Below are 25628 nucleotides of genomic sequence, written 5' to 3'. Positions count from 1 at the left end.
CACACTTCGTGGGTTTAGGTAACGTTAAACGCAGTATTGGCAATTGGCTCAAGCATCCAGCCCCAGAGGCGATGTTTGATCGTCAGTTAGTGTGGATTGCACTGGGTTTGATGTTGACTGGTTTGGTCATGGTAACCTCTGCATCATTTCCAATCAGCTCTCGATTAACGGAACAGCCGTTCCACTTTATGTTTCGTCATGCGACGTTTCTCGTGCTGGCGTTAGGGACCTCCGCTGTTATTTTGCAAGTGCCTTTGCAAGAGTGGTTTAAGAAGAGCCATTACTTACTTTGGGCTTCTTTCGCACTGTTGATCATCGTGCTTTTGGCGGGTAAGTCGGTTAATGGTGCGTCTCGTTGGATTCCCCTCGGGCTGTTTAACCTTCAGCCAGCGGAGGTCGCGAAGCTATCGCTGTTTATCTTCATGTCTGGTTACTTAGTTCGAAAGCAAGACGAAGTACGACAAACGTTCTTTGGTGGCTTTATGAAGCCAATCATGGTGTTTGCCTTCTTCGCAGTATTACTACTTGGTCAGCCAGACTTGGGGACGGTGGTCGTGATGCTGGTCACGCTGTTTGGCATGCTTTTTATCGCAGGTGCAAAACTAACCCAGTTTCTCGCCTTGATGGTGGCAGGTATCGGTGCTGTCGTTGGTTTGATTCTCGTCGAGCCATACCGTATGCGACGTGTAACCTCCTTCCTTGACCCGTGGGAAGACCCGTTTGGTAGTGGCTATCAGTTGACTCAGTCTTTGATGGCGTTTGGTCGTGGTGAATGGTTCGGACAAGGTCTCGGTAATTCAATTCAAAAACTGGAATATCTACCGGAAGCGCATACCGACTTTGTGTTTGCCGTACTTGCTGAAGAGCTTGGTTTCGTAGGCGTAGTGCTGGTCTTAATGCTGATTTTTAGCTTGGTGCTAAAAGCGGTTTACATCGGCAAGCGTGCATTTGAAGAAGGCGAAATGTTCGGAGGTTATCTGGCTTTCGGAATTGGTATTTGGTTTGCGTTTCAAACCTTGGTTAATGTTGGAGCTGCCGCCGGTATTGTTCCAACTAAAGGTTTAACACTTCCACTCATCAGTTATGGTGGTTCTAGTCTAATAATTATGTCCGTCGCAGTGTCCATACTACTGCGTATCGATTACGAATGCCGCTTGAAACGCGAGCAACAACAATCAGAACAACAAGCTAATGAAACAAAATAAACGTTTGATGGTGATGGCTGGTGGTACTGGCGGTCACGTATTCCCAGGTTTGGCGGTAGCAAAACAGCTTCAAGAACAAGGTTGGGAGATCCGTTGGCTAGGTACGGCGGATCGAATGGAAGCGGATTTGGTGCCAAAACATGGCATTGAAATCGACTTTATCAAAGTGAAAGGGTTACGAGGTCAAGGCGTTAAACGTCTTCTTGCAGCACCATTTCAAATTATCAATGCCATTATGCAGGCTCGTGCTCACATGAAACGCTGGCAGCCAGACGCAGTGCTTGGTATGGGCGGTTATGTTAGCGGCCCGGGCGGTATTGCCGCTTGGATGAGTGGCATTCCTGTTGTTCTGCATGAACAAAATGCAGTAGCAGGTTTAACGAACCAATGGTTATCGAAAATCGCTAAGAAGGTTTTTCAGGCTTTCCCCGGCGCTTTTCCAAATGCCGAAGTGGTTGGGAACCCAGTTCGTGAAGACGTGACTCAATTAGCAGCGCCAACTGAGCGCATGCAAGAGCGCCAAGGTCCAATTCGCATTTTGGTGATGGGTGGCAGCCAAGGCGCACGTATTCTTAACCAAACTCTGCCAGAAGTGATGTCGAAATTGGGCGAAGATTACTGTATTCGTCATCAAGCGGGTAAAGGTGCCGCCGAAGAAGTGAACGCAGCATACCAAGCTAATGGTGTGGTAAATGCAGAAGTAATGGAATTCATTGATGACGTTGCAGAAGCTTACGCATGGGCTGACCTTTTAGTTTGTCGCTCTGGAGCGTTAACCGTATCTGAAGTCTCGGCGGCAGGTGTAGGCGCTATTTTTGTTCCATTCATGCACAAAGACCGCCAGCAAGCACTTAATGCAGACCACTTGGTGGATTGCGGCGCGGCGAAAATGATTGAACAACCAGATTTAACCGTTGAGTCTCTGACTCTGCAGATCCAACAATTGGATCGCCAAGTTTTACTTACAATGGCTGAGCAAGCGCGTGGTGCTGCAAAATTGAATGCTGACCGAGTTGTCGCACAAGCCATTGTCGCTTTGACCGAAAAGCGTTAACCGAATTATTGAGAATAGAATTGATGACAATCCAACATACACAAGACTTAGCTCAGATTCGCGCAATGGTGCCAGAGATGCGCCGCGTGAAATCCATCCACTTCATCGGTATTGGTGGTGCGGGCATGAGCGGCATTGCAGAAGTGCTGTTGAACGAAGGCTACCAAATCACAGGTTCTGATCTATCAGAGAACGCTGTGACAGAGCGTTTGGTATCAAAAGGTGCGACGGTATTTATTGGTCATCAAGCCAGTAATGTAGAAAAAGCCAGTGTGGTTGTTGTGTCAACGGCGATCAACGAAGAAAACCCAGAAGTGATGGCGGCACGTGAATTACGCATCCCTATTGTACGCCGCGCAGAGATGTTGGCTGAATTGATGCGATTCCGTCACGGTATTGCCGTTGCGGGTACACACGGTAAAACCACGACGACCGCTCTTGTTACTCAAATCTATTCTGAAGCCGGTCTTGATCCAACGTTTGTGAATGGCGGTTTGGTGAAAAGCGCAGGTACAAATGCGCGTCTAGGCTCGAGTCGTATTCTAATTGCAGAGGCAGATGAAAGTGACGCGTCATTCCTGCACTTGCAACCAATGGTGAGCATTGTTACCAATATCGAAGCCGATCATATGGATACCTATGGTGGTGACTTTGAAACCTTAAAGCAAACCTTCATCGATTTCCTTCATAATCTACCGTTTTACGGCCAAGCAATTGTTTGCATTGACGATCCTGTGGTTCGAGAGTTAATCCCACGTATTAGTCGTCAAGTGATAACTTACGGTTTTTCTGAAGATGCCGACGTACGTATTGAAGATTATCGTCAAGAGGGGCAGCAAGGCAAATTTACGGTAGTACGTAAAGGGCGAGCTAACTTAGATATCACGCTGAATATTCCAGGTCGTCACAATGCATTGAATGCGTCTGCTGCGATTGCGGTTGCTACTGAAGATGATATTGAAGACGATGCGATCCTAAAGGCAATGGCTGGTACGCAAGGTACGGGAAGACGTTTTGATCACCTTGGCGAGTTTGATACTGGCAACGGCCATGCAATGCTTGTTGATGATTACGGCCATCATCCAACAGAAGTGGATGTAACCATTAATGCAGCACGCAGTGGTTGGCAAGACAAGCGTTTGGTGATGATTTTCCAACCGCACCGTTATAGCCGTACTCGTGATTTATACGATGATTTCGCGAATGTGCTTGAACAGGTGGATGTATTGATCATGCTGGATGTTTACGCAGCGGGTGAAAAGCCGATTGCAGGTGCTGATGGGCGCGCTTTATGTCGCACAATTCGCAGCCGAGGCAAGGTAGATCCGATTTTTGTTCCAGAAATCGAGCAATTACCTTCAGTTTTAGCTAACGTTATACAAGACGGCGACCTAATCTTAACGCAAGGTGCGGGTGATATTGGTAAAGTGGCGAAACAGCTGGCAGGTCTTAAATTGAATATAAACAAGATGCTTGGCTGACACATATTGTTGATGCGAAGGACAGATAAAGACTCAGATCTCGATTTTGCGTCAATATCATTGTGATTTATTGCTATCAGTGTTTGATAGTTTACAAGAGCTCAGTATAATCCCAAGGTTAAAGTCAAGACTTTTACCTCTGCGTAATTATATGGGTAAAAAGTACACGACAAAAGTCAGGAAACGAAGACGTTGTTGAATATTGCACTGAATGACGAGCGACCAAATACGGGTAACAACCCTGGTCGCCAAGAAAAAATCTTGGGTGCGTTATTTTTCGTTGTGGTTGTGACTTTAATTAGTTCTGTTTTGTACGCGGCGATCAGTTGGATGTGGGATGACCAAAGGTTACCTCTCTCCAAAATAGTACTTCAGGGGAAACTGGAGTATGTCCAAGCTGACGATGTGCAGGCTGCATTTAGTCGAATTGATCACATCGGTACATTTATGTCTCAGGATATTGATGTATTACAGCAAAGTGTCGAAGCTCTGCCATGGGTAGCGCATGCCGCAATCCGAAAGCAGTGGCCGGATACAGTAAAAGTTTTTTTGACGGAGCATCAACCAGAAGCCATTTGGAATGGCAACGAACTGTTAGATAAAAACGGGTTCGTTTTTGATGGAGATGTTGCTCTGTTGCAAGAAGAAAAAGTGAAGCTGTACGGACCCAAAGATAGCGGACCGGAAGTCTTACAGACTTACCGTGATTTGAGTCCTAAGTTTCAGCAATTGGGTTTAGCGATATCGTCTCTGGTATTAAACGAGCGACGAGCTTGGCAAATCATTCTTGATAACGGTATTCGATTAGAGCTCGGTAAAGAGTCTCTTCTTGAGCGTATAGAGCGCTTTTTTAAGCTCTATAACAAGCTTGGCAGTGACACGCAAAGAATCAGTTATATCGATCTTAGGTACGATACAGGAGCCGCAGTTGGTTGGTTTCCTGAACAAGAGTTAGAAGAGAGTACAGATGACTAAGGCCGCTGATGACAACATTATTGTTGGTCTTGATATAGGCACTGCAACCGTATCGGCTCTAGTGGGTGAGGTTTTACCAGACGGTCAAATTAATATTATTGGCGCAGGTAGTAGCCCCTCACGCGGCATGGATAAAGGTGGCGTGAATGATTTGGAGTCGGTTGTAAAATCAGTACAACGTGCAATTGATCAAGCTGAATTAATGGCAGAGTGCCAGATCAGCCGAGTCTTCATTTCGTTGTCTGGTAAGCATATCGCAAGCCGAATTGAAAAAGGTATGGGCACGATTTCTGATGAAGAGGTGTCTCAAGAAGACATGGATCGCGCTATCCATACCGCAAAATCGATTAAAATCGGTGATGAACAGCGAATTCTTCATGTGATCCCGCAAGAGTTCACCATTGATTACCAAGAAGGAATCAAAAATCCGCTTGGTTTATCTGGGGTAAGAATGGAAGTGAGTGTCCACCTTATCTCATGCCATAATGACATGGCACGCAACATTATTAAGGCGGTAGAACGCTGCGGCCTTAAAGTAGAACAACTCGTATTTTCTGGGCTTGCTGCTAGCAATGCAGTAATCACCGAGGATGAAAGAGAGCTTGGAGTTTGTGTGGTTGATATTGGCGCCGGCACGATGGATGTGGCCATCTGGACTGGCGGTGCGTTACGTCACACAGAAGTATTTTCGTACGCAGGAAATGCTGTAACCAGTGATATTGCTTTTGCTTTTGGCACGCCAGTGAGCGATGCTGAAGAAATAAAAGTCAAATATGGCTGTGCTTTGAGTGAACTGGTCAGTAAGGATGACACGGTTAATGTACCAAGCGTAGGTGGACGACCATCACGTAGCCTGCAACGTCAAACGTTGTCAGAAGTGATTGAGCCACGCTACTCTGAGCTTATGGGACTGGTTAACCAAACTATCGACTCTGTACAAGCAAAATTGCGCGAAGAGGGTATCAAGCACCATCTGGCTGCGGGAGTTGTACTCACCGGCGGTGCTGCGCAAATGGACGGAGTGGTAGAATGTGCGGAACGCGTATTCCGCAATCAAGTAAGGGTCGGCAAACCGCTCGAAGTCAGCGGATTAACTGACTATGTAAAAGAGCCGTACCATTCTACGGCAGTTGGATTACTTCATTACGCAAGAGACATGCAGTCTAGCGACGATAGCGATTATAATGAACCTAAACGCTCATCTGTAACTGGCTTTTTCGATAAATTGCGTAACTGGATACAAAAAGAGTTTTAACCTGAGTTGCAGGATAAACGGAGACAACACATGTTTGAACCGATGATGGAAATGTCTGACGATGCAGTAATCAAGGTCGTTGGGGTTGGTGGCGGCGGTGGTAACGCCGTTGAACACATGGTGCGTGAATCCATCGAAGGTGTGGAATTCATCAGCGTCAACACTGATGCGCAAGCACTTCGTAAGACAAGCGTTGGCAATGTTATTCAGATCGGTGGTGATATCACTAAAGGTCTGGGTGCAGGTGCTAATCCACAGGTTGGCCGTGACGCAGCTCTCGAAGACAGAGATCGAATTAAAGATTCCCTGACTGGCGCCGATATGGTGTTTATCGCAGCTGGTATGGGTGGCGGTACCGGTACTGGTGCAGCGCCTGTTATTGCTGAAGTGGCTAAAGAGCTTGGCATTCTAACAGTAGCGGTAGTAACTAAACCGTTTAGTTTTGAAGGTAAAAAGCGTTTGGCATTTGCTGAGCAAGGTATCGATGAGCTGTCTAAGCATGTTGACTCTTTGATCACGATTCCAAACGAAAAGCTACTTAAAGTACTTGGTCGTGGTGTAACACTACTAGAAGCTTTTGCAAGCGCTAACGATGTTCTTAAGAATGCCGTTCAAGGTATTGCTGAGCTAATTACTCGCCCTGGCATGATCAACGTCGACTTTGCGGACGTAAGAACTGTAATGTCTGAAATGGGTCACGCAATGATGGGTAGCGGCATCGCCAAAGGTGAAGACCGTGCTGAAGAAGCGGCTGAAATGGCAATTTCTAGCCCACTTCTGGAAGACATCGATCTAGCGGGCGCTCGTGGTGTTCTTGTCAATATTACTGCTGGTCTGGATATGCGTCTTGACGAGTTTGAGACGGTTGGTAATACAGTGAAGGCATTCGCTTCTGACAATGCGACTGTTGTTATCGGTACTTCTCTAGACCCTGATATGACTGACGAAATCCGCGTAACAGTTGTAGCGACAGGTATTGGTAATGAGAAAAAGCCAGATATCACGCTAGTTGCGGGTGGTAAAGCTAAAGTGGCACCGACGCCGCAAGCTCAACCACAGCAACAAGCAGCGGCAACGCAAGCTGAAGAAAAACCGGCACAGACCTTGCAAAATAATCAAGTGCAAGAGAAGCCACAGGTAACTCCTCAGCCGACAAACACTGCTCCTTCTTCTCCAGCTTCGTCGAGCCAAAGTTCTGCGGCTCCAAAGCAAGAAAAGGAAAGTGGTTATTTAGATATACCAGCATTTTTGCGTCGTCAGGCTGATTAATCTTTAACCCATAAATTTGACATGGCTCAAAATTATGGTAGCATTCACGGTCGACGTTACAGACGGCCGTGTTTTGTAGCAAATTTTTGAGAGGCAAGCAGATGATCAGACAACGTACTCTGAAAGAAATAGTGAAAACAACTGGTGTGGGTCTCCACTCTGGTCGTAAAGTCACACTTACTCTGCGCCCGGCTGCTGCAAATACAGGTATCATTTACCGTCGTACAGATGTAAATCCACCTGTAGATTTTCCAGCTGATCCAGCTTCGGTTCGTGACACCATGCTTTGTACTGCATTGGTAAACGATGAAGGTGTGCGTATTTCAACTGTTGAGCACTTGAATGCGGCACTTGCTGGTATGGGCATCGATAACATTGTTGTCGAAGTAGACGCACCTGAAATTCCGATCATGGATGGTAGTGCAAGCCCATTTGTATACTTGCTACAACAAGCAGGTATCGAAACGCAAAATGCGCCAAAACGCTTCATCCGCATCAAAAAGCCAGTTCGTTTTGAAGATGGTGATAAATGGGCAGAATTTGTACCATTTAACGGCTTCCGTATGGACTTCGAAATTGAGTTTAATCACCCAGCGATTGAATCAGACGAGCAACGTTTGCTGTTTGATTTCTCGTCAAAAGGCTTTGTTCGTGAGATTTCTCGAGCACGTACGTTTGGCTTTATGCGTGATATCGAATATCTACAATCTCAAAACCTAGTTTTGGGTGGTAGTTTTGACAATGCTATCGTTTTGGATGATTACCGTATTCTTAATGAAGAAGGTCTACGCTTTGAAAATGAGTTTGTGACTCACAAAGTGTTGGATGCGATTGGTGACCTTTACATGTGTGGCCACCCAATCATTGGTGAATTCCGTGCCTTTAAATCTGGCCACGGTTTAAATAACCAACTGTTACGTGCTGTTCTTGCAGATCAGGAAGCGTGGGAGTGGACTACATTCGAAGAAGAAGTCGGCTCACCAGTAGCATTCGCAGAACCAAATATGGTGCTTGCGTAAATACTTGGCATTAGAATTAATAAAAAACCAGGCTTATGCCTGGTTTTTTGCTATTTGGCTTTAATCCTGGATTTATCAATAACATTCAAGCTTTCAGCATATTGAAATAACGTTCACTTACGATCTTCCTTTTCTGCCATATCGGCTAATCGTTTTAAACGCTCTTGAATTTTCGGTGGCGCCATGTCGGCAATCGTCATTAATGACTTTGCTGCAGATTCGGTTAGTGGTGGACGCTTAGGTCTGTCGTCTTGTTGAAAGCGGTTTCGATATAGTGAAGGATTGATCCTCACTTCAACGCTCATCAGCTTGGCAAAGCCTTGAGTACGAAGTTTATTTAGGATCATGAGGCGATCGTAATCGATCTTCATTTTGATTGCGGCACTAGAGACATCGATCAATAGATGGCCGTTACGAACATTCGCTACTCGGCAATGATCGGCCGTCCCCATGGGTAAGACCTCTTGCAAAGCTTGGTTAAGCTGTAAGATTTCTCCAGCATGTTCTTGAATCTGCTTGAACTGTGACTCAGCAATAACATCTTCAGTCGAGGTTGGACGGTGATCACGCATAGGTAAAATCTAATTTTGTTGAGATATAGCTATTCTAGAGCAGCTTTCTATCAAGGTATAGTTTACATTAACGTCTTTAGCTTCAGTTTTACAATGTAGCAAGGTAAAAAGCAAAGTTTGTTCTGGATGGATTACACATATTGCGGTATGCAATATCGGCTAATCAGTCACCACTTTAAGTAAAAACTTCAGAGTGCTTCAAACAAATACGTCTATTTATGGTTGTATCGATTAAAAATCCTTACACTAAGCCACATTGTTTCAAAACTTAGCCTTGAAATATGGATGTTTGAACTCAATATCTTTGATAAATGATTTATCTCAGTATTCTTAGTTCCAAACTGGCAGAGACTGAAGGCATTATGAGTAGATCGGGAACGGTCTGAATAAAGAGAGATTCACGAAAAATGATAACTAAGCTACTGACAAAAGTGATTGGCAGTCGCAACGACCGAACACTGCGCCGCCTTAGAAAAATTGTAAAAGAAATTAATAACTATGAGCCAACATTCGAGGCTCTAAGTGATGAAGAGTTAAAAGCAAAGACGGTTGAATTCCGTGAGCGCCTAGAGAAAGGTGAAACTCTTGATAAACTACTTCCAGAAGCTTTTGCTACGGTTCGTGAAGCATCTAAGCGTGTCTACGGTATGCGCCACTTCGACGTCCAGCTTATCGGCGGTATGGTTCTAAATGCGGGTCAAATCGCTGAAATGCGTACGGGTGAAGGTAAAACGCTGACGGCAACGCTTCCTGCTTACCTAAATGCCCTGGCTGGTAAAGGCGTTCACATTGTAACAGTGAACGATTATCTAGCTAAACGTGATGCAGAGACAAACCGCCCTCTATTTGAATTTTTAGGTATGACTGTTGGCGTAAACGTGCCAAACATGCCTCCTCAAGAGAAAAAAGAAGCGTACCAAGCTGACATCTTGTACGGAACGAACAATGAATTTGGTTTTGACTACCTTCGTGACAATATGGCTTTCCGTAGCGAAGATCGCGTACAACGTGAACGCTTCTTTGCAGTTGTCGATGAGGTGGACTCAATCCTAATTGATGAAGCTCGTACCCCTTTAATCATTTCTGGTCCTGCTGAAGATAGCTCTGAGCTATACACCCGAATCAACCTTTTGATCCCGCATCTTAAAAAGCAAGACAAAGAAGACTCTGAAGAATATCGTGGTGATGGTCACTACACTGTTGATGAGAAATCAAAGCAAGTATACCTCACAGAAACGGGCCAAGAGTACGTTGAAGAACTGTTGGTGAAAAATGGTCTTATGGAAGAGGGTGACACACTTTACTCTCCGACTAACATCAGCATGTTACATCACGTGAATGCCGCTTTGCGTGCTCATGTGTTGTTTGAGCGCAACGTTGATTACATCGTTACTGACGAAGGTGAAGTAGTAATTGTTGATGAACATACTGGTCGTACAATGCCAGGTCGTCGTTGGTCTGAAGGTCTTCACCAAGCAGTAGAAGCGAAAGAAGGCGTTAAGATTCAAAACGAAAACCAAACTTTGGCTTCGATTACCTTCCAGAACTACTTCCGCTTATACGAAAAACTGTCTGGTATGACAGGTACTGCGGATACTGAAGCGTTTGAGTTCCAATCTATTTATGGCTTGGAAACGGTGGTTATCCCAACCAACAAACCAATGATTCGTAACGATATGCCGGATGTGGTGTACCGTACCGAAGCTGAGAAGTTTGCTGCAATCATTGAAGATATCAAAGAGCGCGTTGCGAAAGGTCAGCCAACATTGGTTGGTACAGTATCGATTGAAAAATCAGAACTTCTTTCTAACGCATTGAAGAAAGCGAAGATCAAACACAACGTATTGAATGCGAAATTCCATGAAAAGGAAGCGGAAATTGTTGCTGAAGCGGGTATGCCTGGTGCGGTAACTATCGCGACCAACATGGCCGGTCGTGGTACGGATATTGTGCTTGGCGGTAGTTGGCAATCAAAAGTGGAAGCTTTGGAGAACCCAACTCAAGAACAAATCGATGCGATTAAAGCAGAGTGGAAAGTGGTACATGATCAAGTACTAGATGCTGGTGGTCTACACATCATTGGTACTGAGCGCCACGAATCTCGCCGTATTGATAACCAGCTACGTGGTCGTTCTGGTCGTCAAGGAGATGCAGGTTCATCTCGCTTCTACCTATCTATGGAAGACTCTTTGTTACGTATTTTCACTTCTGATCGTATGGCGAGCCTTATTCAAAGTGGTATGGAAGAAGGTGAAGCTATTGAATCGAAAATGCTTTCTCGCTCAATTGAAAAAGCACAGCGCAAAGTGGAAGGTCGTAACTTTGATATCCGTAAGCAGCTACTAGAATACGATGATGTGGCGAACGATCAGCGTAAGGTTGTCTACGAGCTGCGCGACGAATTGATGAACGTTGAAGACATCAGCGGTATGATCGAGCAAAACCGTGAAGATGTGCTAACAGCGGTTATTGATGAGTACATCCCGCCACAATCACTAGAAGATATGTGGGACGTTGAAGGTCTGCAAGAGCGCTTGAAAGCAGACTTCGATCTTGATGCGCCAGTGAAGCAATGGCTTGAAGAAGACGATAAGCTTTACGAAGAGGCGCTACGCGAGAAGATCATCAATCTATCCGTTGAAGTGTACAAAGAGAAAGAGGAAGTGGTGGGTGCCCAAGTGCTTCGTAACTTCGAGAAATCGGTTATGCTTCAAACTCTGGATACGCTTTGGAAAGAGCACTTGGCAGCAATGGATCACTTGCGTCAGGGTATTCACTTACGCGGCTATGCGCAGAAGAACCCGAAACAGGAATACAAGCGTGAATCGTTTGAACTGTTTGAAGGTCTACTAGAAGCGCTGAAAACTGATGTGATTACTGTTCTATCTCGCGTTCGAGTTCAGCAACAAGAAGAAGTTGAACGTATGGAAGAGCAACGTCGTGCGCAAGCTGAAGAGGCCGCTCGTCGTGCTCAAGCGCAACACGCAGCAGCACAAAACCCTCTTTCTGAAGGTGAAGAATCTGAAGAAGGTTCAAGTCAGCCAATGGTACGTGATGAACGCAAAGTAGGTCGCAATGAGCCTTGCCCTTGTGGTAGTGGTAAGAAGTATAAACAGTGCCACGGCAAAATCGACTAACGTATTAGTCAGATAATTTTTTAAAGAGTCGCCTAGGCGGCTCTTTTTTTAAGCAAATTCTGTGGCTGTCGAATTTCATAAGTTTTGATAGCATCGGATAGTTTTAGAGATTCAAAGACCGTTGAAGTGTAACGGCTTGAGAGTTAGGAACCCCTATGAAAAGAATTCACATAGTCGCGGCTATTATTTTTAACCAAGACAAATCAAAAATTTTTATTACAAAGCGTCCAGACGACAAGCATAAAGGCGGGTTTTGGGAGTTTCCCGGCGGGAAAGTCGAGTCAGGAGAAAGTATTGAACATGCTCTAGCAAGAGAACTTGAAGAAGAGGTAGGAATTGAAGTTACTGAGCAAGCCCTTTTCGAGCATTTGGAATATGACTATCCAGACAAATCACTTAAGTTTGATTTTATTACGGTATCTAAGTTCAGTAATGAGCCTTACGGCCGAGAAGGTCAAGAAGGTCGCTGGGTTGAGATAAGAGAATTGGGTAACTATGCCTTTCCTGAAGCGAACGTGCCTATCTTGGAGCGTGTCGTAAAAGAGTTCGCTTAAGCCTGATGAACTTGCTTGTGGTAACCACGGTATGTTGTTAGTTTAAACAGATTAAGCGAAACGAGAGAACGAGAGCAAACCTCGTTATCCAGAGAAGGAGAGAAAGCGCAATGGTTCGTATTGCAATCGCAGGAGCAGCAGGCCGAATGGGCCGTAATTTGGTTAAAGCTTCACACCTTAACCCAGAGGCGACAGTGAGCGCGGGATCAGAACGACCTGAGTCCTCACTTGTCGGTGTCGATATCGGTGAACTTTGTGGTGAAGGCAAATTCGATGTGTTCTTAACGGATGATCTTGCTAAAGACGTCGATAATTTTGATGTAATCATCGATTTTACTGCCCCAGTAAGTACGTTGGCGAATCTTGAACTGTGTAAGAAGCATGGAAAGAGTATTGTGATTGGGACGACTGGTTTCAGTGATGCAGAGCGTGAACTGATTGACGAAGCCGCTAAGCAAGTGCCTGTTGTCATGGCTCCTAACTACTCTGTTGGTGTGAACCTAGTATTTAAGCTTCTTGAGAAAGCAGCCAAAGTGATGGGCGACTACTGTGATGTTGAGATTGTCGAAGCACATCATCGTCATAAAGTTGATGCTCCTTCTGGTACCGCTATCGGGATGGGCGAAGCCATTGCTGGTGCGATGGGCAACAAGCTGAATGATGTAGCTGTCTATGCGCGAGAAGGTATCACAGGTGAACGTACTAAAGATGAGATCGGCTTTGCTACAATTCGCGCTGGCGATATTGTCGGTGAGCACACAGCCATGTTTGCTGATATCGGGGAACGAGTGGAGATAACGCACAAAGCGACCGATCGTATGACGTTTGCTAATGGCGCCGTCAAGGCCGCTGTTTGGTTGAGTGCCAAACCAGCAGGCTTTTATACCATGACAGATGTTTTGGAATTGAATGAACTCTAAATACATAATTATTCGCCGGCGGTAGCCGGCTTTTTTATATCTATAGAATTATTTGTAAATGAAATGATTCTAACAGAAAGTATTTTGGCGCTTACTTTAGTTGTTATTTTGGTTGTTTTGTGGGTATTTTGGGTTTTGATGTCTAAAAACTAATGTCTTTTTTGTTGGGTGAACGTTTGCTTGAAAAACTCATACTTTTTTGTGATCTCTAAAAAGTTCAAATTTGTAAAATTCATTAAACCTCTATGCCTCTCTATGTAATAGCATGTAAAAGTTATCTTTTTGGGCCTTACTGATTCAAAATGACCTTACTCGCTAGAAATTAATCATTTATTTTTGATTGTAGGTTGACAGGTTTCGAGTCCAACTTTAGAATACCGCCAATTTGTCTGAAATACCTATTTATGTAGATTTTATAGGTAAAGGAAGGCATGTTTGCAGTTTGATTTATTTTTTTTGCATTTTTATTCTGGAGGTTGTCTTGGGTAAATTAGCACTGTTGGTCCTAGAAGATGGGACAGTGTTCCGCGGAGTGTCCATAGGGGCAGATGGTCTTTCCGTTGGTGAAGTCGTTTTTAATACCTCGATGACGGGGTATCAAGAAATCCTCACTGATCCTTCCTATTCTCAGCAAATCGTCACTCTCACTTATCCTCACATTGGCAATACCGGAACCACTTCCGAAGATGAAGAATCCTCTTCCATTCATGCACAAGGCCTTGTGATTCGCGATCTTCCTCTAATCGCTTCTAACTTCCGTAACGAACAATCCCTCTCTGATTATCTTAAGTCTCAAAATATCGTTGGCATCGCTGATATCGATACTCGTAAGCTCACTCGTATCCTGCGTGAAAAAGGTGCTCAAAACGGCTGTATTGTTGCGGGCAATAACCTAGACGAAGCTTTGGCACTAGCGAAAGCAAAAGAATTCCCAGGCTTAAAAGGAATGGACCTTGCGAAAGAAGTTACAACAAAAGAAGCGTATCAGTGGAAACAAGGTTCGTGGACGCTTGAAGGTGGACTTCCAGAGGCGAAAGATGACAGCGAGCTGCCATACCACGTTGTCGCTTACGACTTCGGCGCAAAACGCAACATCTTACGAATGTTGGTTGACCGCGGCTGCCGCTTAACGGTTGTACCTGCAGAAACGTCAGCGGAAGAAGTTCTGGCACTAAATCCAGATGGCGTATTCTTATCGAACGGCCCTGGTGACCCAGAACCATGTACTTACGCGATTGAAGCAACCAAAGTGTTCCTAGAAAAAGGCCTGCCAATTTTTGGTATTTGTCTAGGTCACCAAATTCTGGCGCTAGCATCAGGTGCGCAAACGGTGAAAATGAAGTTTGGTCACCACGGTGCAAACCACCCAGTAAAAGATTTAGAGCGTAACGTTGTGATGATCACTTCGCAAAACCACGGCTTTGCGGCAGATGAAGCAACATTACCGGAAAACTTACGTGCTACTCACGTATCGCTATTTGATGGCTCTTTGCAAGGTATCCACCGCACAGACAAGCCAGCATTTAGCTTCCAAGGTCACCCAGAAGCGAGCCCTGGTCCACATGACGCGGCACCGCTATTTGACCACTTTATCGAACTAATCAAAAAACACAGCGCTTAATTCGGAGTAGTAGATAATGCCAAAACGTACTGACATTCAAAGTATTCTAATTCTTGGTGCTGGTCCGATTGTTATCGGTCAGGCATGTGAGTTTGACTACTCTGGCGCACAAGCGTGTAAAGCTCTTCGTGAAGAAGGCTACCGAGTTATCCTGGTTAACTCTAACCCAGCAACGATTATGACTGACCCAGAGATGGCAGATGCGACTTACATCGAGCCGATTCAGTGGGAAGTTGTACGCAAGATCATCGAGAAAGAACGTCCTGATGCAGTTCTGCCAACTATGGGTGGTCAGACAGCACTTAACTGTGCGTTAGATTTAGAGAAGCACGGCGTTCTCGCAGAGTTTGGCGTAGAGATGATTGGTGCAACGGCTGATGCAATCGACAAAGCGGAAGACCGTTCTCGTTTTGATAAAGCGATGAAGTCTATCGGCCTTGAGTGTCCTCGCGCAGATACAGCGAAGAGCATGGAAGAAGCTTACAAAGTTTTAGATATGGTTGGCTTCCCTTGTATCATTCGTCCATCGTTCACCATGGGTGGCACTGGTGGTGGTATCGCGTACAACAAAGAAGAGTTCGAAGAAATCTGTCGTCGCGGTCTGGACTTATCTCCGACCAACGAACTTCTTATCGATGAGTCACTAATCGGTTGGAAAGAGTACGAAATGGAAGTCGTTCGTGACAAAGCGGACAACTGTATCATCGTATGTTCAATCGAGAACTTTGACCCAATGGGTATCCATACGGGCGACTCAATCACGGTTGCTCCAGCACAAACACTGACTGACAAAGAATACCAGCTTATGCGTAATGCATCGCTAGCCGTTCTACGTGAGATTGGTGTTGAAACAGGTGGTTCAAACGTACAGTTTGGTATCAACCCGAAAGACGGTCGTATGGTCATCATCGAGATGAACCCGCGTGTATCTCGCTCTTCTGCGCTAGCATCAAAAGCAACAGGCTTCCCAATCGCGAAAATTGCCGCGAAACTGGCTGTTGGCTTTACGCTAGACGAACTACAAAACGACATCACAGGTGGTGCAACACCTGCGTCATTTGAACCAACTATCGACTACGTCGTAACTAAGATCCCTCGCTTTAACTTCGAGAAATTTGCTGGTGCAAACGATCGTCTGACAACTCAGATGAAATCGGTTGGTGAGGTAATGGCGATTGGTCGTAACCAACAAGAATCTCTTCACAAAGCACTGCGTGGCCTAGAAGTTGGCGCAAGTGGTTTTGATGAGATGGTCGATCTGGAAGCGCCAGATGCACTGACTAAGATTCGTCACGAACTTAAAGAAGCAGGTGCAGAGCGTATCTGGTACATCGCCGATGCATTCCGAGCGGGTATGTCAGTCGACGGTGTGTTCAACTTGACTCAAATCGACCGCTGGTTCCTGGTTCAAATCGAAGAAATTGTAAAACTCGAAGAACAAGTCAAGGCGGGCGGCTACGCAGGTTTGACCAAAGAAGTGCTTCGTCAGATGAAACGCAAAGGCTTCTCTGATGCTCGCTTGTCTAAATTGCTTGGTGTCGCTGAAAGTGAAATTCGCCGTGCTCGTGAGCAGTTTGATATTCATCCGGTTTACAAACGTGTGGATACATGTGCAGCAGAGTTTTCTTCTGACACGGCTTACATGTACTCATCTTACGATGAAGAATGTGAAGCAAACCCAACAGACAAAGATAAGATCATGGTTCTTGGTGGCGGTCCAAACCGTATCGGCCAAGGTATCGAATTCGATTACTGTTGTGTTCATGCATCACTTGCGCTGCGTGAAGACGGTTACGAAACCATTATGGTTAACTGTAACCCAGAAACGGTATCTACTGACTACGATACGTCTGATCGTCTGTACTTCGAACCAGTAACTCTGGAAGATGTACTGTCTATCGCTCGCGTTGAAAAACCAAAAGGTGTGATTGTTCAGTACGGTGGTCAAACGCCACTTAAACTGGCTCGTGCTCTAGAAGCGGCTGGTGTGCCAATCATTGGTACTAGCCCAGATGCTATCGACCGTGCGGAAGACCGTGAACGCTTCCAGGCCGCTGTTGACCGTTTAGGTCTACTTCAGCCAGAAAACGCGACAGTAACAACGATGGAGCAAGCGGTTGAGAAATCGAAAGAAATTGGCTTCCCATTAGTTGTTCGTCCATCTTATGTACTCGGTGGTCGTGCGATGGAAATCGTGTACGACGAGCAAGACCTGCGTCGCTACTTCAACGAAGCAGTAAGCGTATCGAACGAGTCTCCAGTTCTGCTAGACCGTTTCTTGGATGATGCAACCGAAGTTGATATTGATGCTATCTGTGACGGTGAACGCGTCGTTATCGGCGGTATCATGGAGCACATCGAACAAGCGGGTGTTCACTCTGGTGACTCTGCATGTTCACTGCCTGCATACACGCTAAGTCAGGAAATTCAAGACAAGATGCGTGAGCAAGTTGAGAAGTTAGCATTCGAACTCGGTGTACGCGGTTTGATGAACACGCAGTTTGCTGTGAAAGATAACGACGTTTATCTAATTGAAGTGAACCCTCGTGCTGCTCGTACGGTACCATTCGTATCGAAAGCGACAGGCGCTCCTCTAGCGAAAATCGCTGCACGTGTAATGGCGGGTCAATCTCTAGAGTCACAAGGCTTTACTAAAGAGATTATCCCACCTTACTACTCAGTGAAAGAAGTGGTTCTGCCGTTCAACAAATTCCCTGGTGTTGATCCTCTATTGGGCCCTGAAATGCGCTCAACAGGTGAAGTAATGGGTGTGGGTGCAACGTTCGCAGAAGCTTACGCGAAAGCAGAGCTAGGTTGTGGTGCGGTATATCCTGAAGGTGGTCGTGCGCTACTGTCTGTACGTGAAGGTGATAAAGAGCGTGTTGTTGACCTAGCTTCTAAGTTAGTGAAACTGGGTTACCAGTTGGATGCGACACACGGTACTGCTGTAATTCTGGGCGAAGCGGGTATTAACCCACGTTTGGTAAACAAAGTACACGAAGGTCGTCCACACATTCTTGACCGCATCAAGAACAACGAATACACCTACATCGTAAACACGGCTGCTGGTCGTCAAGCGATTGAAGATTCGAAAGTTCTACGCCGTGGTGCACTGGCAGAAAAAGTGAACTACACAACGACACTGAATGCAGCGTTCGCTACATGTATGTCTCATACTGCAGACGCAAAAGCGTCAGTAACTTCGGTTCAAGAGTTACACGCTAAAGTGAAAGCGAGTCTAGACGCGTAACAGATAAAAATCAGTAAGCTCGTTAATCAGGGCTTACATGACAACCTCATTGCCCGCTCATTTGAGCGGGCTTTTTTATATCGAGGTTTTTCTAAAATGAAGAGCATTAAAGTGTGCTAGGAACGATTGGTATGCTTCGCTTTTGAAGATCATTAAGCTAATGATGGCAAGCAATGTGTCCAAAGATGAAGCAATAGAACTACCACTTGCTGCAACAAAATTAATGCTGTAGGACTGAGGTATTAAGCCGACCATAACTCTTTAAGCAGATAGGTAATTAGAAAAAGTTAAAATAAGCAGTGTCGAGCTTAAAGACATACTAACTATGGAGTGCTTCGATATGTTCTTTTTTCTAAGACTAAGTTATAAGTTGATTCTTCAGTATCAAGAGAGTATCCGTTACTTTTTGCAAAAACATCTGCTGCTAGTAGCGAGGGATAAAGAAGAAAAAAACTAGTTACCGATATAGTTAGGAATATCTTACTAGAGCTTTTAAACTCACTTTTAGTTAGGAAATTATTTGATTTTAATGTTTTTACGGACATTCTAGAGCATTCAAATAAGATCAAACTAGAGCCTATAATCAAAATATCAGCCTGATCAAAAGATGAATAACTTTCATTATTATAGATGTTAAGATAAAAGTCTGACAATCCATCAAAACCATATATTAACAGTGATATTGCTGATGCTAATAAAATTATTAAATAAAAAAACACTTGCGTTCGGTCGTAACTCCCTTTTTTCATCGTAACAAACCTCGCTGTATTTCTTGCGAGAAAATCATACTTTGAGTTTTACGTTGAATCTCATTATATTCTTCTTTTGCTCTTCTCTTTGCTTCTATATCTCTTTGCTTTAAGTAAATATCTATAGAGGCTATTAACTTCTGTGTTAAACCTCGTTTATCATTTTCTCTATTCAATAAAAGACCTACAGCCGAGCTTATCAAAATAGCCCCTAATAATGGGCCAGCACTTAAAGTTACAACACTGCCACCCACTGCTGCGGCAAAGTTTACAAATATAGCTGCTGCAGCTGACGATAACCCGATAGTGATTATATCACTAGCTAAAGTACCAAATAGTTTGGCTAAGGTTTGACGGTCATTGAGGAAAAAGTCAATCACTCTGTATGTGGATATTAAGATAATTGTTATTATGCCCCCACTTCTAATGGATTGTAATGCCCCTTCTGGTCCAACAGCGAACTTTGCCACAGTTGGAGTGGGAAGAAATTTTCCTAATCCAGAAAGCTTTGAGTGCATAGCAGGGGAGCCTGTGAGTATGATATGTGGAGCTCCAGAATAATTTTTAACGATAACAGAGCTATTATTTCCGTACAAATAGTTTGATAAGTTGGTTATAAAAACTAAGTCCTGTCCTGTAGCATAATAGTTTGCTGTATTTTCAAACATTCCCTTTATCTTTTCCCAACGTTCTAATTTCGCTTTATCTTTTACATTGTTCTTGACAACGATATCGAAGCTATCGATAGATAAGATAATGGTTTCTTGATTTCGATGTTGATGATTTGATTTATAAAGTGGGTAGGTGCTTATACTACCACTATTTTTTGAGGATTGATGTCGTGATAAAGGGTAGTTGCTAGTCATGTATTTTCCTCAGATATCGGGCCTTGAGCGCTGACAATGTAAACTCTACATGCTGAACAGATCTTTCATATTCGTCTAGTTTTATATTTAAAGGTAAGCGTTTGATCTCATTATCAGGAATAGATTTGTGACAGTGATTCAATTCTTTCTGACAACTAAATTTTATATAAAAGTTTGGAGTCAAGTTTAAGCATTAATTCTATGAAAATTAGGAATAGATTGGTGTCTTGACTTTCCATTGGTAGTTTTGTGAATAAATGCTACCGTTTCTTCCTCTTTGATACCTCTTCAAAAAGGAAGTGTAGTGGAAATCACGGTTGAAATTTTGTTGGCCTTATTTTTGGTTGCGACTGCCGCAGGCTTTATTGATGCGATGGCTGGTGGGGGAGGGCTCATTACGCTCCCTGCGCTTTTGGCTGCGGGGTTGAGTCCGACTCAAGCTCTAGCAACCAATAAGTTACAAAGTTCGTTTGGCAGTTTCTCTGCTAGCTGGTATTTCGTGCGTAACGGTATTGTTAGCTTAAAGGAAATGCGTTTTGCGATACTCTGCACTTTTATAGGCGCTGCAATCGGTGCCGAGGCTGTGCAGTTTATTGATGCTAGCGTACTCACCAGTTTGATCCCTGTTCTTTTGATAGCCATTTCCCTCTATTTTTTACTCGCGCCAAGTACGCGAAAAATCGATGGAGAACCAAAGTTATCTGAAGCGATGTTTGCGCTATGCATTGGTGGCGGGATCGGTTTCTATGATGGCTTTTTTGGCCCTGGGACTGGATCTATTTTTACTGTTTGTTTTGTTGCACTAGGTCACTTTTCTTTGGTCGAAGCCACAGCTAGAACCAAAATCCTCAATTTCACGTCAAACATTGCGGCACTACTCTTTTTTATCTTAGCTGGGTTGCCAGTGTGGAAGCTTGGCTTAACTATGGCTGTTGGCGGTTTTCTTGGTGCTCAGTTAGGGGCGAAGGTCGTGGTAAGTAAAGGGCAAAAATGGATTCGTCCTCTAGTTATAGTGATGTCGATGCTTATGGCAACGAAACTTCTTTGGCAACAACATCAGCAATGGATTCTGTCAGTGCTTTAACTCGCTCGCTACGATATGTGCTGTGACGTAAGCAGATATGTATTGGTCGAACTAACTGATCTAGCTCTTCAAAGTCATAGCAGAACTTAGGTGTGATATTAAGTGTCGTTAGGATAGATTTAGGGATTAAAGCGGGAGCCATACCTCCCAAAGCCAGTTGTGCTGCCGCAGTATACGAATCCATTTCCATCAAAGGTTCGATTCCGTGTTTGGATAAAATAGCTTGTTGATATGTGTTGGCAGGGTTAGTTAGGTCATTGGTCAAAATAGCTTTAGGTAGTTGTGAAAGTGAATGTCGACTGACAATTGAGAAAGGTTCATCGGCGAGGTGAAGGCTCATTAATCCATGATGAGGTGGTAGATAGCCAGCGCAAAATCCCAATGTTGCTTTGCCTGATTTCACATTCTCAATAATGCGTGGCGTATGATTGGTCGATATTCGTATGTACTGATCATGGGCAAAGTGTTCTGCCATGATCATGCTGAGGTATCCAGCGACTAAGGTTTCAGAGCAGTCTATCTTGATCAAAGAAGTATCTTCTATTTGTTGTTGATCATAGATCTGACCTCTTAACTCATTGAACGTGGGTTCTATTGTGTTTATGAGGGCAAGGCCATCGGAGGTCAGCTTTATGTGCCGACCATTTGGCTCTATCAATTTTTTTCCTAACTTCTTCTCTAGATTTGAAATACGTTTACTCACGGCAGACTGACTAATATAGAGTTGACTGCCCGTGCGGCTCATGGTTTTTTCTTTACTGAGGACAAGTAACGTTTCAATACCTTCAAGCAACATAATGATTAATGAAAGTTAGGAATGGTTGAGATAATTTAGCGAATTGCCCAAGAATTGGCGAATCAAATGAGCATAAATGAGAGGAGCCGACACTTGGTCGACTCCATGATGAGTGATGTTGTTGGTGTTCAACGGTTAATGGCGAAAGTTGGCAGGGATAGATGCCAACGAATCGCACCGAGACGTATAATGAGCGTTGAGATTACACCAGCGAGCAAAGCCGTTGAGTGGTCATAACCCATGTTTACCGCCATCGTATGGAAGATGCCGCCAATAATACATGCCGTAGCATAGACTTCACTTCTTAATACCATAGGAACTTCGCGAGCCAGCACGTCTCGTATAATGCCACCGCCACAGCCAGTAATAACCCCCATTATCACCGCGACCATCCCAGAAGCATTGTAGGCGAGTGCCTTTTCTACTCCTATTCCTACAAATACAGCGAGACCGATGGCATCACAAACGGGTAATACCCACCATGAGAGTCGCTTGGGTCTTCGAATAACAAGCATGGTTAGTAGACACGTAACAAATATCACCCATAAGTAAGTCGTATCTGTTATCCAAAATACGGGAGTGGCACCAAGCGCCATGTCTCGGATTGTTCCGCCACCTATAGCAGTCACACTGCCGAGTACGATAACGCCGAATGGATCCATTTTTAAACGGCCAGCCAGTAATACGCCAGAGATAGCGAAAACAGCGGTACCGAACAAATCGATCATATAAAGCAGCATGGAGTCCATGTTACTTAGTACCTTTAAATAGTGTGAGAAAAAATGGGCGGAAATTGTACGGTATTTGCCACGAAATCGTTAGCGTTTTTGACGAACGCTTTTAAAGTGCTCACACACTTCCTTGATCGCGTTCAATGTGCGTGGTGTCGGACGGTTAATCCAATCAGAGTTTAGGGACCAGATGTGTTTGTTTTTAAGAGCAAGAAGCTCATTACTCCACTCAGCCCACATACCATCGTTACTCATTGCGTGACGAGAAGTAAAAATAACCTCTGGCTGGCGAGTAATGACTTGCTCGATGCTAACTTGAGGATAAGGCGCGCTGGATGCGGCGAAAATGTTCTCACCACCGCAAAAAGTAAAGACTTCACTTGGCCAGTTCTTTCCGGCGACAGTGATGATAGGCTTTTCACTCAACTGATAAAAGTAACGAACTTTCTCGTTCGTGTTGTACTGTTCTTTTAGTGTACTCAGCTGCGTTCTAAAATCTTCAGCGGCCTTTTTTCCTACTTGTGGAGTTTCGCTGTATTGGCTGAGTTGCTCGATATTATTGGCGATATCTTCTAATGAACCTGTAGTGGAGTAATAGATAGGAATACCGAACTGTTTAATTTTCTCCAACTCTTTAGCGGGGTTTCCGGCTGGCCAAGCAATCACTAAGTCCGGCTGAAGAGCAATAATGCGCTCTAATTTAATTCCTTGATAATTTGAGACTCTTTCTAGCTGCTTTGCCTGTTCTGGATAATCGCTCATTTCGCTGACAGCAACAAGCTGCTCTCCTAGCCCTGCTGCAAAGGCAATTTCGGTGGCATGTGGAGCTAAACTTATAATGCGTTGAGCGGGTTGAGCGAAGGTCGCTGTCGAAACAAACAGCGTTAATGCGAAGCATAATTTATTCATCATAATCCTTGATAAATTATTCCTAAAAGCAAACTTTGGATTGCGATCCAAGCCAGGACGCGCCAAACGAGCAGCGTATGTATTTGTGAAAGGTGAATAGCCGATGGCGCAATGCGCCCACCGATTTTTGCGCGCTCTGCACGCACACCTTGATAGATAGCAGGGCCGCATAAAGACAGTTGTAGTTTGTGTCCGATAGTACATAACACCCAGCTAGGTCCTGGTAAGGGCCAAGACTTCGCTTGCTGTTGTATTCCAGAGAGCACATTACTTGTATTCTTTCCGGCAGCTAAAAGTATGGCAAAGAGACGAAGTGGAATAATATCCAGAGTAGCAACCAGTTGAATCACAGGTTTACCAAAGGGCAAATATTGGCGTCGGCTAGGGGACCACACTCGCGCTAATTCTGTTGTGAGTCGATACATTAACGCACCAATACCACCTGTTAGTGCGTACCAAAATAGCACGCCGATCACGTTGCGGCTGTATCCCATAATCAGGGTTTCTGAGCCAGCTTTACCTATGCCAACGATCGAGAGGTTACCAGTGTCGCGATTAAGATATGGTTGCAGTAATGCTCGACATTGGGCTTTGTCTTCCGAAGAGATACTTGTGACGAGCTGTTTCGTTAACGTTTCGCTGTTGCGCCAGTCTAGCGCAAGGATCAATAGAACCAGTTCATATAAAGGGATTTGCCAAACAAATGGCTTTACTGCAATCAGTAATATCAAGCAAGGAAACAGCATCAAGCCTAATGCAAGACTGCCTGAGATTACACTCTGTGAGTAATTGTGATTATTGTTCACTTTGTTGGCTAGCTGTTCTGCTAGCTTTCGCCATAAAGTGATAGGGTGCGCTGAATGGGGGATTGGCACTAAAAGGTGCAAGAGCAGTGCACCCCACATAATGAGGAGCGCACCGTTGGCATAAAATGACTGAAAAACTTCTTCCATGAATGAGTCGTTTACTTAATGAGTTCCAGCATTTTGAATACCATTTCGGAAGAGCTTTTTGCTGCTAGAGGCAGGAACTCATCAAAGCTCATTGGTGATTCTTTATCAGCGACATCAGAGATTGCACGCACAACAACAAACGGTGTGTTGAATTGGTGACAAGTTTGAGCGATAGCAGATGCTTCCATTTCTACAGCGATAACTGACGGGAAGTGTTTACGAATAAACTCTTGACGCTCAGCGGTACAAACAAACGCATCGCCAGTACAAATTAGGCCGCGAACCGCATGAGTGTTTTCCATTTGTGCTAGGGCTTTTGCTGCTAAGTCCATTAGCTTGTCATCCGCTTTGAATGCAGCTGGTTGACCGGCCATTTGGCCAATTTCATAGCCAAAAGCGGTTACGTCTGCATCGTGATGACGAACTTCTGTAGAGATAACTACATCGCCAAGGTTTAAGCTTGAATCGAAACCGCCAGCAGAGCCTGTGTTAATCACAACGTCTGGTTGGTATTCATCAAGAAGGATTGTCGTGCCCACCGCCGCTGCAACTTTACCGATGCCCGATTGTAGTACGACGACTTCAACATCGTTAATTTGACCAGAGAAAAACGTACAACCTGCTTTATTTACAGTTTTGCAGTTTGTAATTGCTTGCTTCAGGATGGTCACTTCTTGTTCCATCGCACCGATGATACCAACTTTCATAACACTCTCTTTAAGTAAATATTTTAGTTGGCCGAGAGTATAGCACTCCCCGTTGGCAGTTTTCTATTTGATGAGCTTCGCTTGAGTGAGCTTTTCTCGTAATTGATCGGCGCGCTTTCTGTTTACGCCAAAGTCAGAGTAGCCCACACGAGATTCCGAGCGCACAATCAGTTGGTCTCCTGCTATTTTTAGTTCGAGGTCATCCACGAAGCGCATGATTTTAGATGTGCACTCGATACGAAGGTAGTTGCTTTCTTTCACCGCGGTTTTCGCGCCTGGCAGTTCAAGCGCAACTTGCTCAATAGCGTCGATGTTCGCTGAATCAACTAAGATAAATGGCGTTAGGTTGTATTTTTCTCGCGTGTCTTGGGTGGAGACGCAGTTTGGTTTGTCACCACAAGGTGATTGAGAACGATCCGTCATGGTTGTGACTCCTTGGCTACAAGCGGTTAAGCCGAGCAAAGTAATGGAAAGGAGAGCGGCTTTTTTCATTATATTTACTCTTATAATTTTGTTTCTAA

The 25628-nt window shown here is 44.6% G+C and carries 22 protein-coding genes; 13 read left to right on the top strand and 9 right to left on the bottom strand.

Annotation, left to right across the window (positions count from 1 at the left end; genetic code table 11):
- Window positions 1-8 precede the first annotated feature (8 nt).
- From ftsW to lpxC, 7 genes are all read left to right on the top strand, one after another.
- Window positions 9-1205 carry a cell division protein FtsW gene (gene ftsW / locus R7M92_RS15900; RefSeq protein WP_005372933.1) on the top strand — a complete coding sequence of 399 codons (1197 nt, stop codon included), beginning with the start codon at window positions 9-11 and terminating at the stop codon, window positions 1203-1205.
- Window positions 1192-2259: an undecaprenyldiphospho-muramoylpentapeptide beta-N-acetylglucosaminyltransferase gene (gene murG, locus R7M92_RS15895; RefSeq protein WP_318133815.1), complete on the top strand. Its 1068-nt coding sequence runs from the start codon at window positions 1192-1194 to the stop codon at window positions 2257-2259. Before ftsW ends, murG begins: the two co-directional genes overlap by 14 nt.
- A gap of 23 nt (window positions 2260-2282) precedes the next feature.
- A complete protein-coding gene (gene murC / locus R7M92_RS15890; RefSeq protein ID WP_005387395.1) occupies window positions 2283-3740 on the top strand; it encodes a UDP-N-acetylmuramate--L-alanine ligase in 1458 nt (485 codons plus the stop codon).
- A 192-nt stretch (window positions 3741-3932) separates the two neighbouring features.
- Window positions 3933-4715 (top strand): cell division protein FtsQ/DivIB, encoded by a 783-nt coding sequence (locus R7M92_RS15885; RefSeq protein ID WP_025768409.1) that lies wholly within the window; start codon window positions 3933-3935, stop codon window positions 4713-4715.
- Window positions 4708-5970 (top strand): cell division protein FtsA, encoded by a 1263-nt coding sequence (ftsA, locus tag R7M92_RS15880; protein ID WP_005372946.1) that lies wholly within the window; start codon window positions 4708-4710, stop codon window positions 5968-5970. The genes R7M92_RS15885 and ftsA overlap by 8 nt, the downstream gene beginning before the upstream one ends.
- Window positions 5971-6000: 30 nt before the next feature.
- Complete coding sequence (gene ftsZ, locus R7M92_RS15875; protein ID WP_017633617.1) at window positions 6001-7239, top strand: cell division protein FtsZ; 1239 nt, start codon at window positions 6001-6003, stop codon at window positions 7237-7239.
- A 101-nt stretch (window positions 7240-7340) separates the two neighbouring features.
- Entirely contained in the window at window positions 7341-8258 is a 918-nt protein-coding gene (lpxC, locus tag R7M92_RS15870) for a UDP-3-O-acyl-N-acetylglucosamine deacetylase (RefSeq protein WP_005381871.1), read from the top strand.
- A 113-nt stretch (window positions 8259-8371) separates the two neighbouring features.
- Here lpxC and R7M92_RS15865 read toward each other — a convergent pair whose 3' ends face one another.
- Entirely contained in the window at window positions 8372-8830 is a 459-nt protein-coding gene (locus R7M92_RS15865) for a DUF721 domain-containing protein (protein ID WP_005381869.1), read from the bottom strand.
- 407 nt (window positions 8831-9237) lie between these two features.
- Here R7M92_RS15865 and secA point away from each other — a divergent pair, with 407 nt between their 5' ends.
- From secA to carB, 5 genes are all read left to right on the top strand, one after another.
- Complete coding sequence (secA, locus tag R7M92_RS15860; protein WP_225473423.1) at window positions 9238-11967, top strand: preprotein translocase subunit SecA; 2730 nt, start codon at window positions 9238-9240, stop codon at window positions 11965-11967.
- 155 nt (window positions 11968-12122) lie between these two features.
- Complete coding sequence (gene mutT, locus R7M92_RS15855; protein ID WP_005387387.1) at window positions 12123-12521, top strand: 8-oxo-dGTP diphosphatase MutT; 399 nt, start codon at window positions 12123-12125, stop codon at window positions 12519-12521.
- Window positions 12522-12631: 110 nt separating this feature from the next.
- Entirely contained in the window at window positions 12632-13441 is an 810-nt protein-coding gene (dapB, locus tag R7M92_RS15850) for a 4-hydroxy-tetrahydrodipicolinate reductase (protein WP_318133813.1), read from the top strand.
- Window positions 13442-13922: 481 nt separating this feature from the next.
- The gene (carA, locus tag R7M92_RS15845) at window positions 13923-15062 is read left to right on the top strand and encodes a glutamine-hydrolyzing carbamoyl-phosphate synthase small subunit (protein WP_017821483.1); all 1140 of its coding nucleotides are present in this window, start codon (window positions 13923-13925) and stop codon (window positions 15060-15062) included.
- A gap of 16 nt (window positions 15063-15078) precedes the next feature.
- On the top strand, window positions 15079-18312 hold the full coding sequence (carB, locus tag R7M92_RS15840) for a carbamoyl-phosphate synthase large subunit (RefSeq protein WP_318133811.1): 3234 nt from the start codon (window positions 15079-15081) through the stop codon (window positions 18310-18312).
- 323 nt (window positions 18313-18635) lie between these two features.
- Here carB and R7M92_RS15835 read toward each other — a convergent pair whose 3' ends face one another.
- Window positions 18636-19061, bottom strand: coding sequence for a hypothetical protein (locus R7M92_RS15835; protein ID WP_017633621.1), 426 nt, complete (start codon window positions 19059-19061; stop codon window positions 18636-18638).
- Window positions 19058-19927 (bottom strand): hypothetical protein, encoded by an 870-nt coding sequence (locus tag R7M92_RS15830; protein WP_054576665.1) that lies wholly within the window; start codon window positions 19925-19927, stop codon window positions 19058-19060. Before R7M92_RS15830 ends, R7M92_RS15835 begins: the two co-directional genes overlap by 4 nt.
- A gap of 304 nt (window positions 19928-20231) precedes the next feature.
- Here R7M92_RS15830 and R7M92_RS15825 point away from each other — a divergent pair, with 304 nt between their 5' ends.
- Window positions 20232-21011 carry a TSUP family transporter gene (locus R7M92_RS15825; protein WP_017821480.1) on the top strand — a complete coding sequence of 260 codons (780 nt, stop codon included), beginning with the start codon at window positions 20232-20234 and terminating at the stop codon, window positions 21009-21011.
- Here R7M92_RS15825 and R7M92_RS15820 read toward each other — a convergent pair.
- The 6 genes from R7M92_RS15820 to R7M92_RS15795 form a co-directional block, all read right to left on the bottom strand.
- Window positions 20953-21807 carry a LysR family transcriptional regulator gene (locus R7M92_RS15820; RefSeq protein WP_005387379.1) on the bottom strand — a complete coding sequence of 285 codons (855 nt, stop codon included), beginning with the start codon at window positions 21805-21807 and terminating at the stop codon, window positions 20953-20955. The genes R7M92_RS15825 and R7M92_RS15820 overlap by 59 nt on opposite strands.
- A 128-nt stretch (window positions 21808-21935) precedes the next feature.
- The gene (locus R7M92_RS15815) at window positions 21936-22556 is read right to left on the bottom strand and encodes a TRIC cation channel family protein (protein WP_005387377.1); all 621 of its coding nucleotides are present in this window, start codon (window positions 22554-22556) and stop codon (window positions 21936-21938) included.
- A gap of 69 nt (window positions 22557-22625) precedes the next feature.
- On the bottom strand, window positions 22626-23447 hold the full coding sequence (btuF, locus tag R7M92_RS15810) for a vitamin B12 ABC transporter substrate-binding protein BtuF (RefSeq protein ID WP_213877239.1): 822 nt from the start codon (window positions 23445-23447) through the stop codon (window positions 22626-22628).
- Window positions 23447-24400, bottom strand: coding sequence for a cobalamin biosynthesis family protein (locus tag R7M92_RS15805; RefSeq protein ID WP_318133809.1), 954 nt, complete (start codon window positions 24398-24400; stop codon window positions 23447-23449). The genes btuF and R7M92_RS15805 overlap by 1 nt, the downstream gene beginning before the upstream one ends.
- An 11-nt stretch (window positions 24401-24411) precedes the next feature.
- Entirely contained in the window at window positions 24412-25107 is a 696-nt protein-coding gene (gene mtnN / locus R7M92_RS15800; RefSeq protein WP_318133808.1) for a 5'-methylthioadenosine/S-adenosylhomocysteine nucleosidase, read from the bottom strand.
- Between the two features lie 63 nt (window positions 25108-25170).
- The gene (locus R7M92_RS15795) at window positions 25171-25599 is read right to left on the bottom strand and encodes a DUF1499 domain-containing protein (RefSeq protein WP_025768418.1); all 429 of its coding nucleotides are present in this window, start codon (window positions 25597-25599) and stop codon (window positions 25171-25173) included.
- Between the last annotated feature and the right edge of the window lie 29 nt (window positions 25600-25628).

This window comes from Vibrio sp. Vb2880 (assembly GCF_033337975.1).
Lineage (GTDB): Bacteria > Pseudomonadota > Gammaproteobacteria > Enterobacterales > Vibrionaceae > Vibrio > Vibrio alginolyticus.
This window is presented reverse-complemented; position numbering and strand designations above follow the sequence as displayed.

What these genes read in the sequence shown, in the direction of transcription:
- murG (WP_318133815.1), top strand. Translation starts at nt 1,192, where the DNA reads ATGAAACAAAATAAACGTTTGATGGTGATGGCTGGTGGTACTGGCGGT.
- murC (WP_005387395.1), top strand. Translation starts at nt 2,283, where the DNA reads ATGACAATCCAACATACACAAGACTTAGCTCAGATTCGCGCAATGGTG.
- ftsA (WP_005372946.1), top strand. Translation starts at nt 4,708, where the DNA reads ATGACTAAGGCCGCTGATGACAACATTATTGTTGGTCTTGATATAGGC.
- ftsZ (WP_017633617.1), top strand. Translation starts at nt 6,001, where the DNA reads ATGTTTGAACCGATGATGGAAATGTCTGACGATGCAGTAATCAAGGTC.
- lpxC (WP_005381871.1), top strand. Translation starts at nt 7,341, where the DNA reads ATGATCAGACAACGTACTCTGAAAGAAATAGTGAAAACAACTGGTGTG.
- R7M92_RS15865 (WP_005381869.1), bottom strand. Translation starts at nt 8,830, where the DNA reads ATGCGTGATCACCGTCCAACCTCGACTGAAGATGTTATTGCTGAGTCA.
- secA (WP_225473423.1), top strand. Translation starts at nt 9,238, where the DNA reads ATGATAACTAAGCTACTGACAAAAGTGATTGGCAGTCGCAACGACCGA.
- mutT (WP_005387387.1), top strand. Translation starts at nt 12,123, where the DNA reads ATGAAAAGAATTCACATAGTCGCGGCTATTATTTTTAACCAAGACAAA.
- dapB (WP_318133813.1), top strand. Translation starts at nt 12,632, where the DNA reads ATGGTTCGTATTGCAATCGCAGGAGCAGCAGGCCGAATGGGCCGTAAT.
- carB (WP_318133811.1), top strand. Translation starts at nt 15,079, where the DNA reads ATGCCAAAACGTACTGACATTCAAAGTATTCTAATTCTTGGTGCTGGT.
- R7M92_RS15835 (WP_017633621.1), bottom strand. Translation starts at nt 19,061, where the DNA reads ATGAAAAAAGGGAGTTACGACCGAACGCAAGTGTTTTTTTATTTAATA.
- R7M92_RS15830 (WP_054576665.1), bottom strand. Translation starts at nt 19,927, where the DNA reads ATGACTAGCAACTACCCTTTATCACGACATCAATCCTCAAAAAATAGT.
- R7M92_RS15820 (WP_005387379.1), bottom strand. Translation starts at nt 21,807, where the DNA reads ATGTTGCTTGAAGGTATTGAAACGTTACTTGTCCTCAGTAAAGAAAAA.
- R7M92_RS15815 (WP_005387377.1), bottom strand. Translation starts at nt 22,556, where the DNA reads ATGGACTCCATGCTGCTTTATATGATCGATTTGTTCGGTACCGCTGTT.
- btuF (WP_213877239.1), bottom strand. Translation starts at nt 23,447, where the DNA reads ATGAATAAATTATGCTTCGCATTAACGCTGTTTGTTTCGACAGCGACC.
- R7M92_RS15805 (WP_318133809.1), bottom strand. Translation starts at nt 24,400, where the DNA reads ATGGAAGAAGTTTTTCAGTCATTTTATGCCAACGGTGCGCTCCTCATT.
- mtnN (WP_318133808.1), bottom strand. Translation starts at nt 25,107, where the DNA reads ATGAAAGTTGGTATCATCGGTGCGATGGAACAAGAAGTGACCATCCTG.
- R7M92_RS15795 (WP_025768418.1), bottom strand. Translation starts at nt 25,599, where the DNA reads ATGAAAAAAGCCGCTCTCCTTTCCATTACTTTGCTCGGCTTAACCGCT.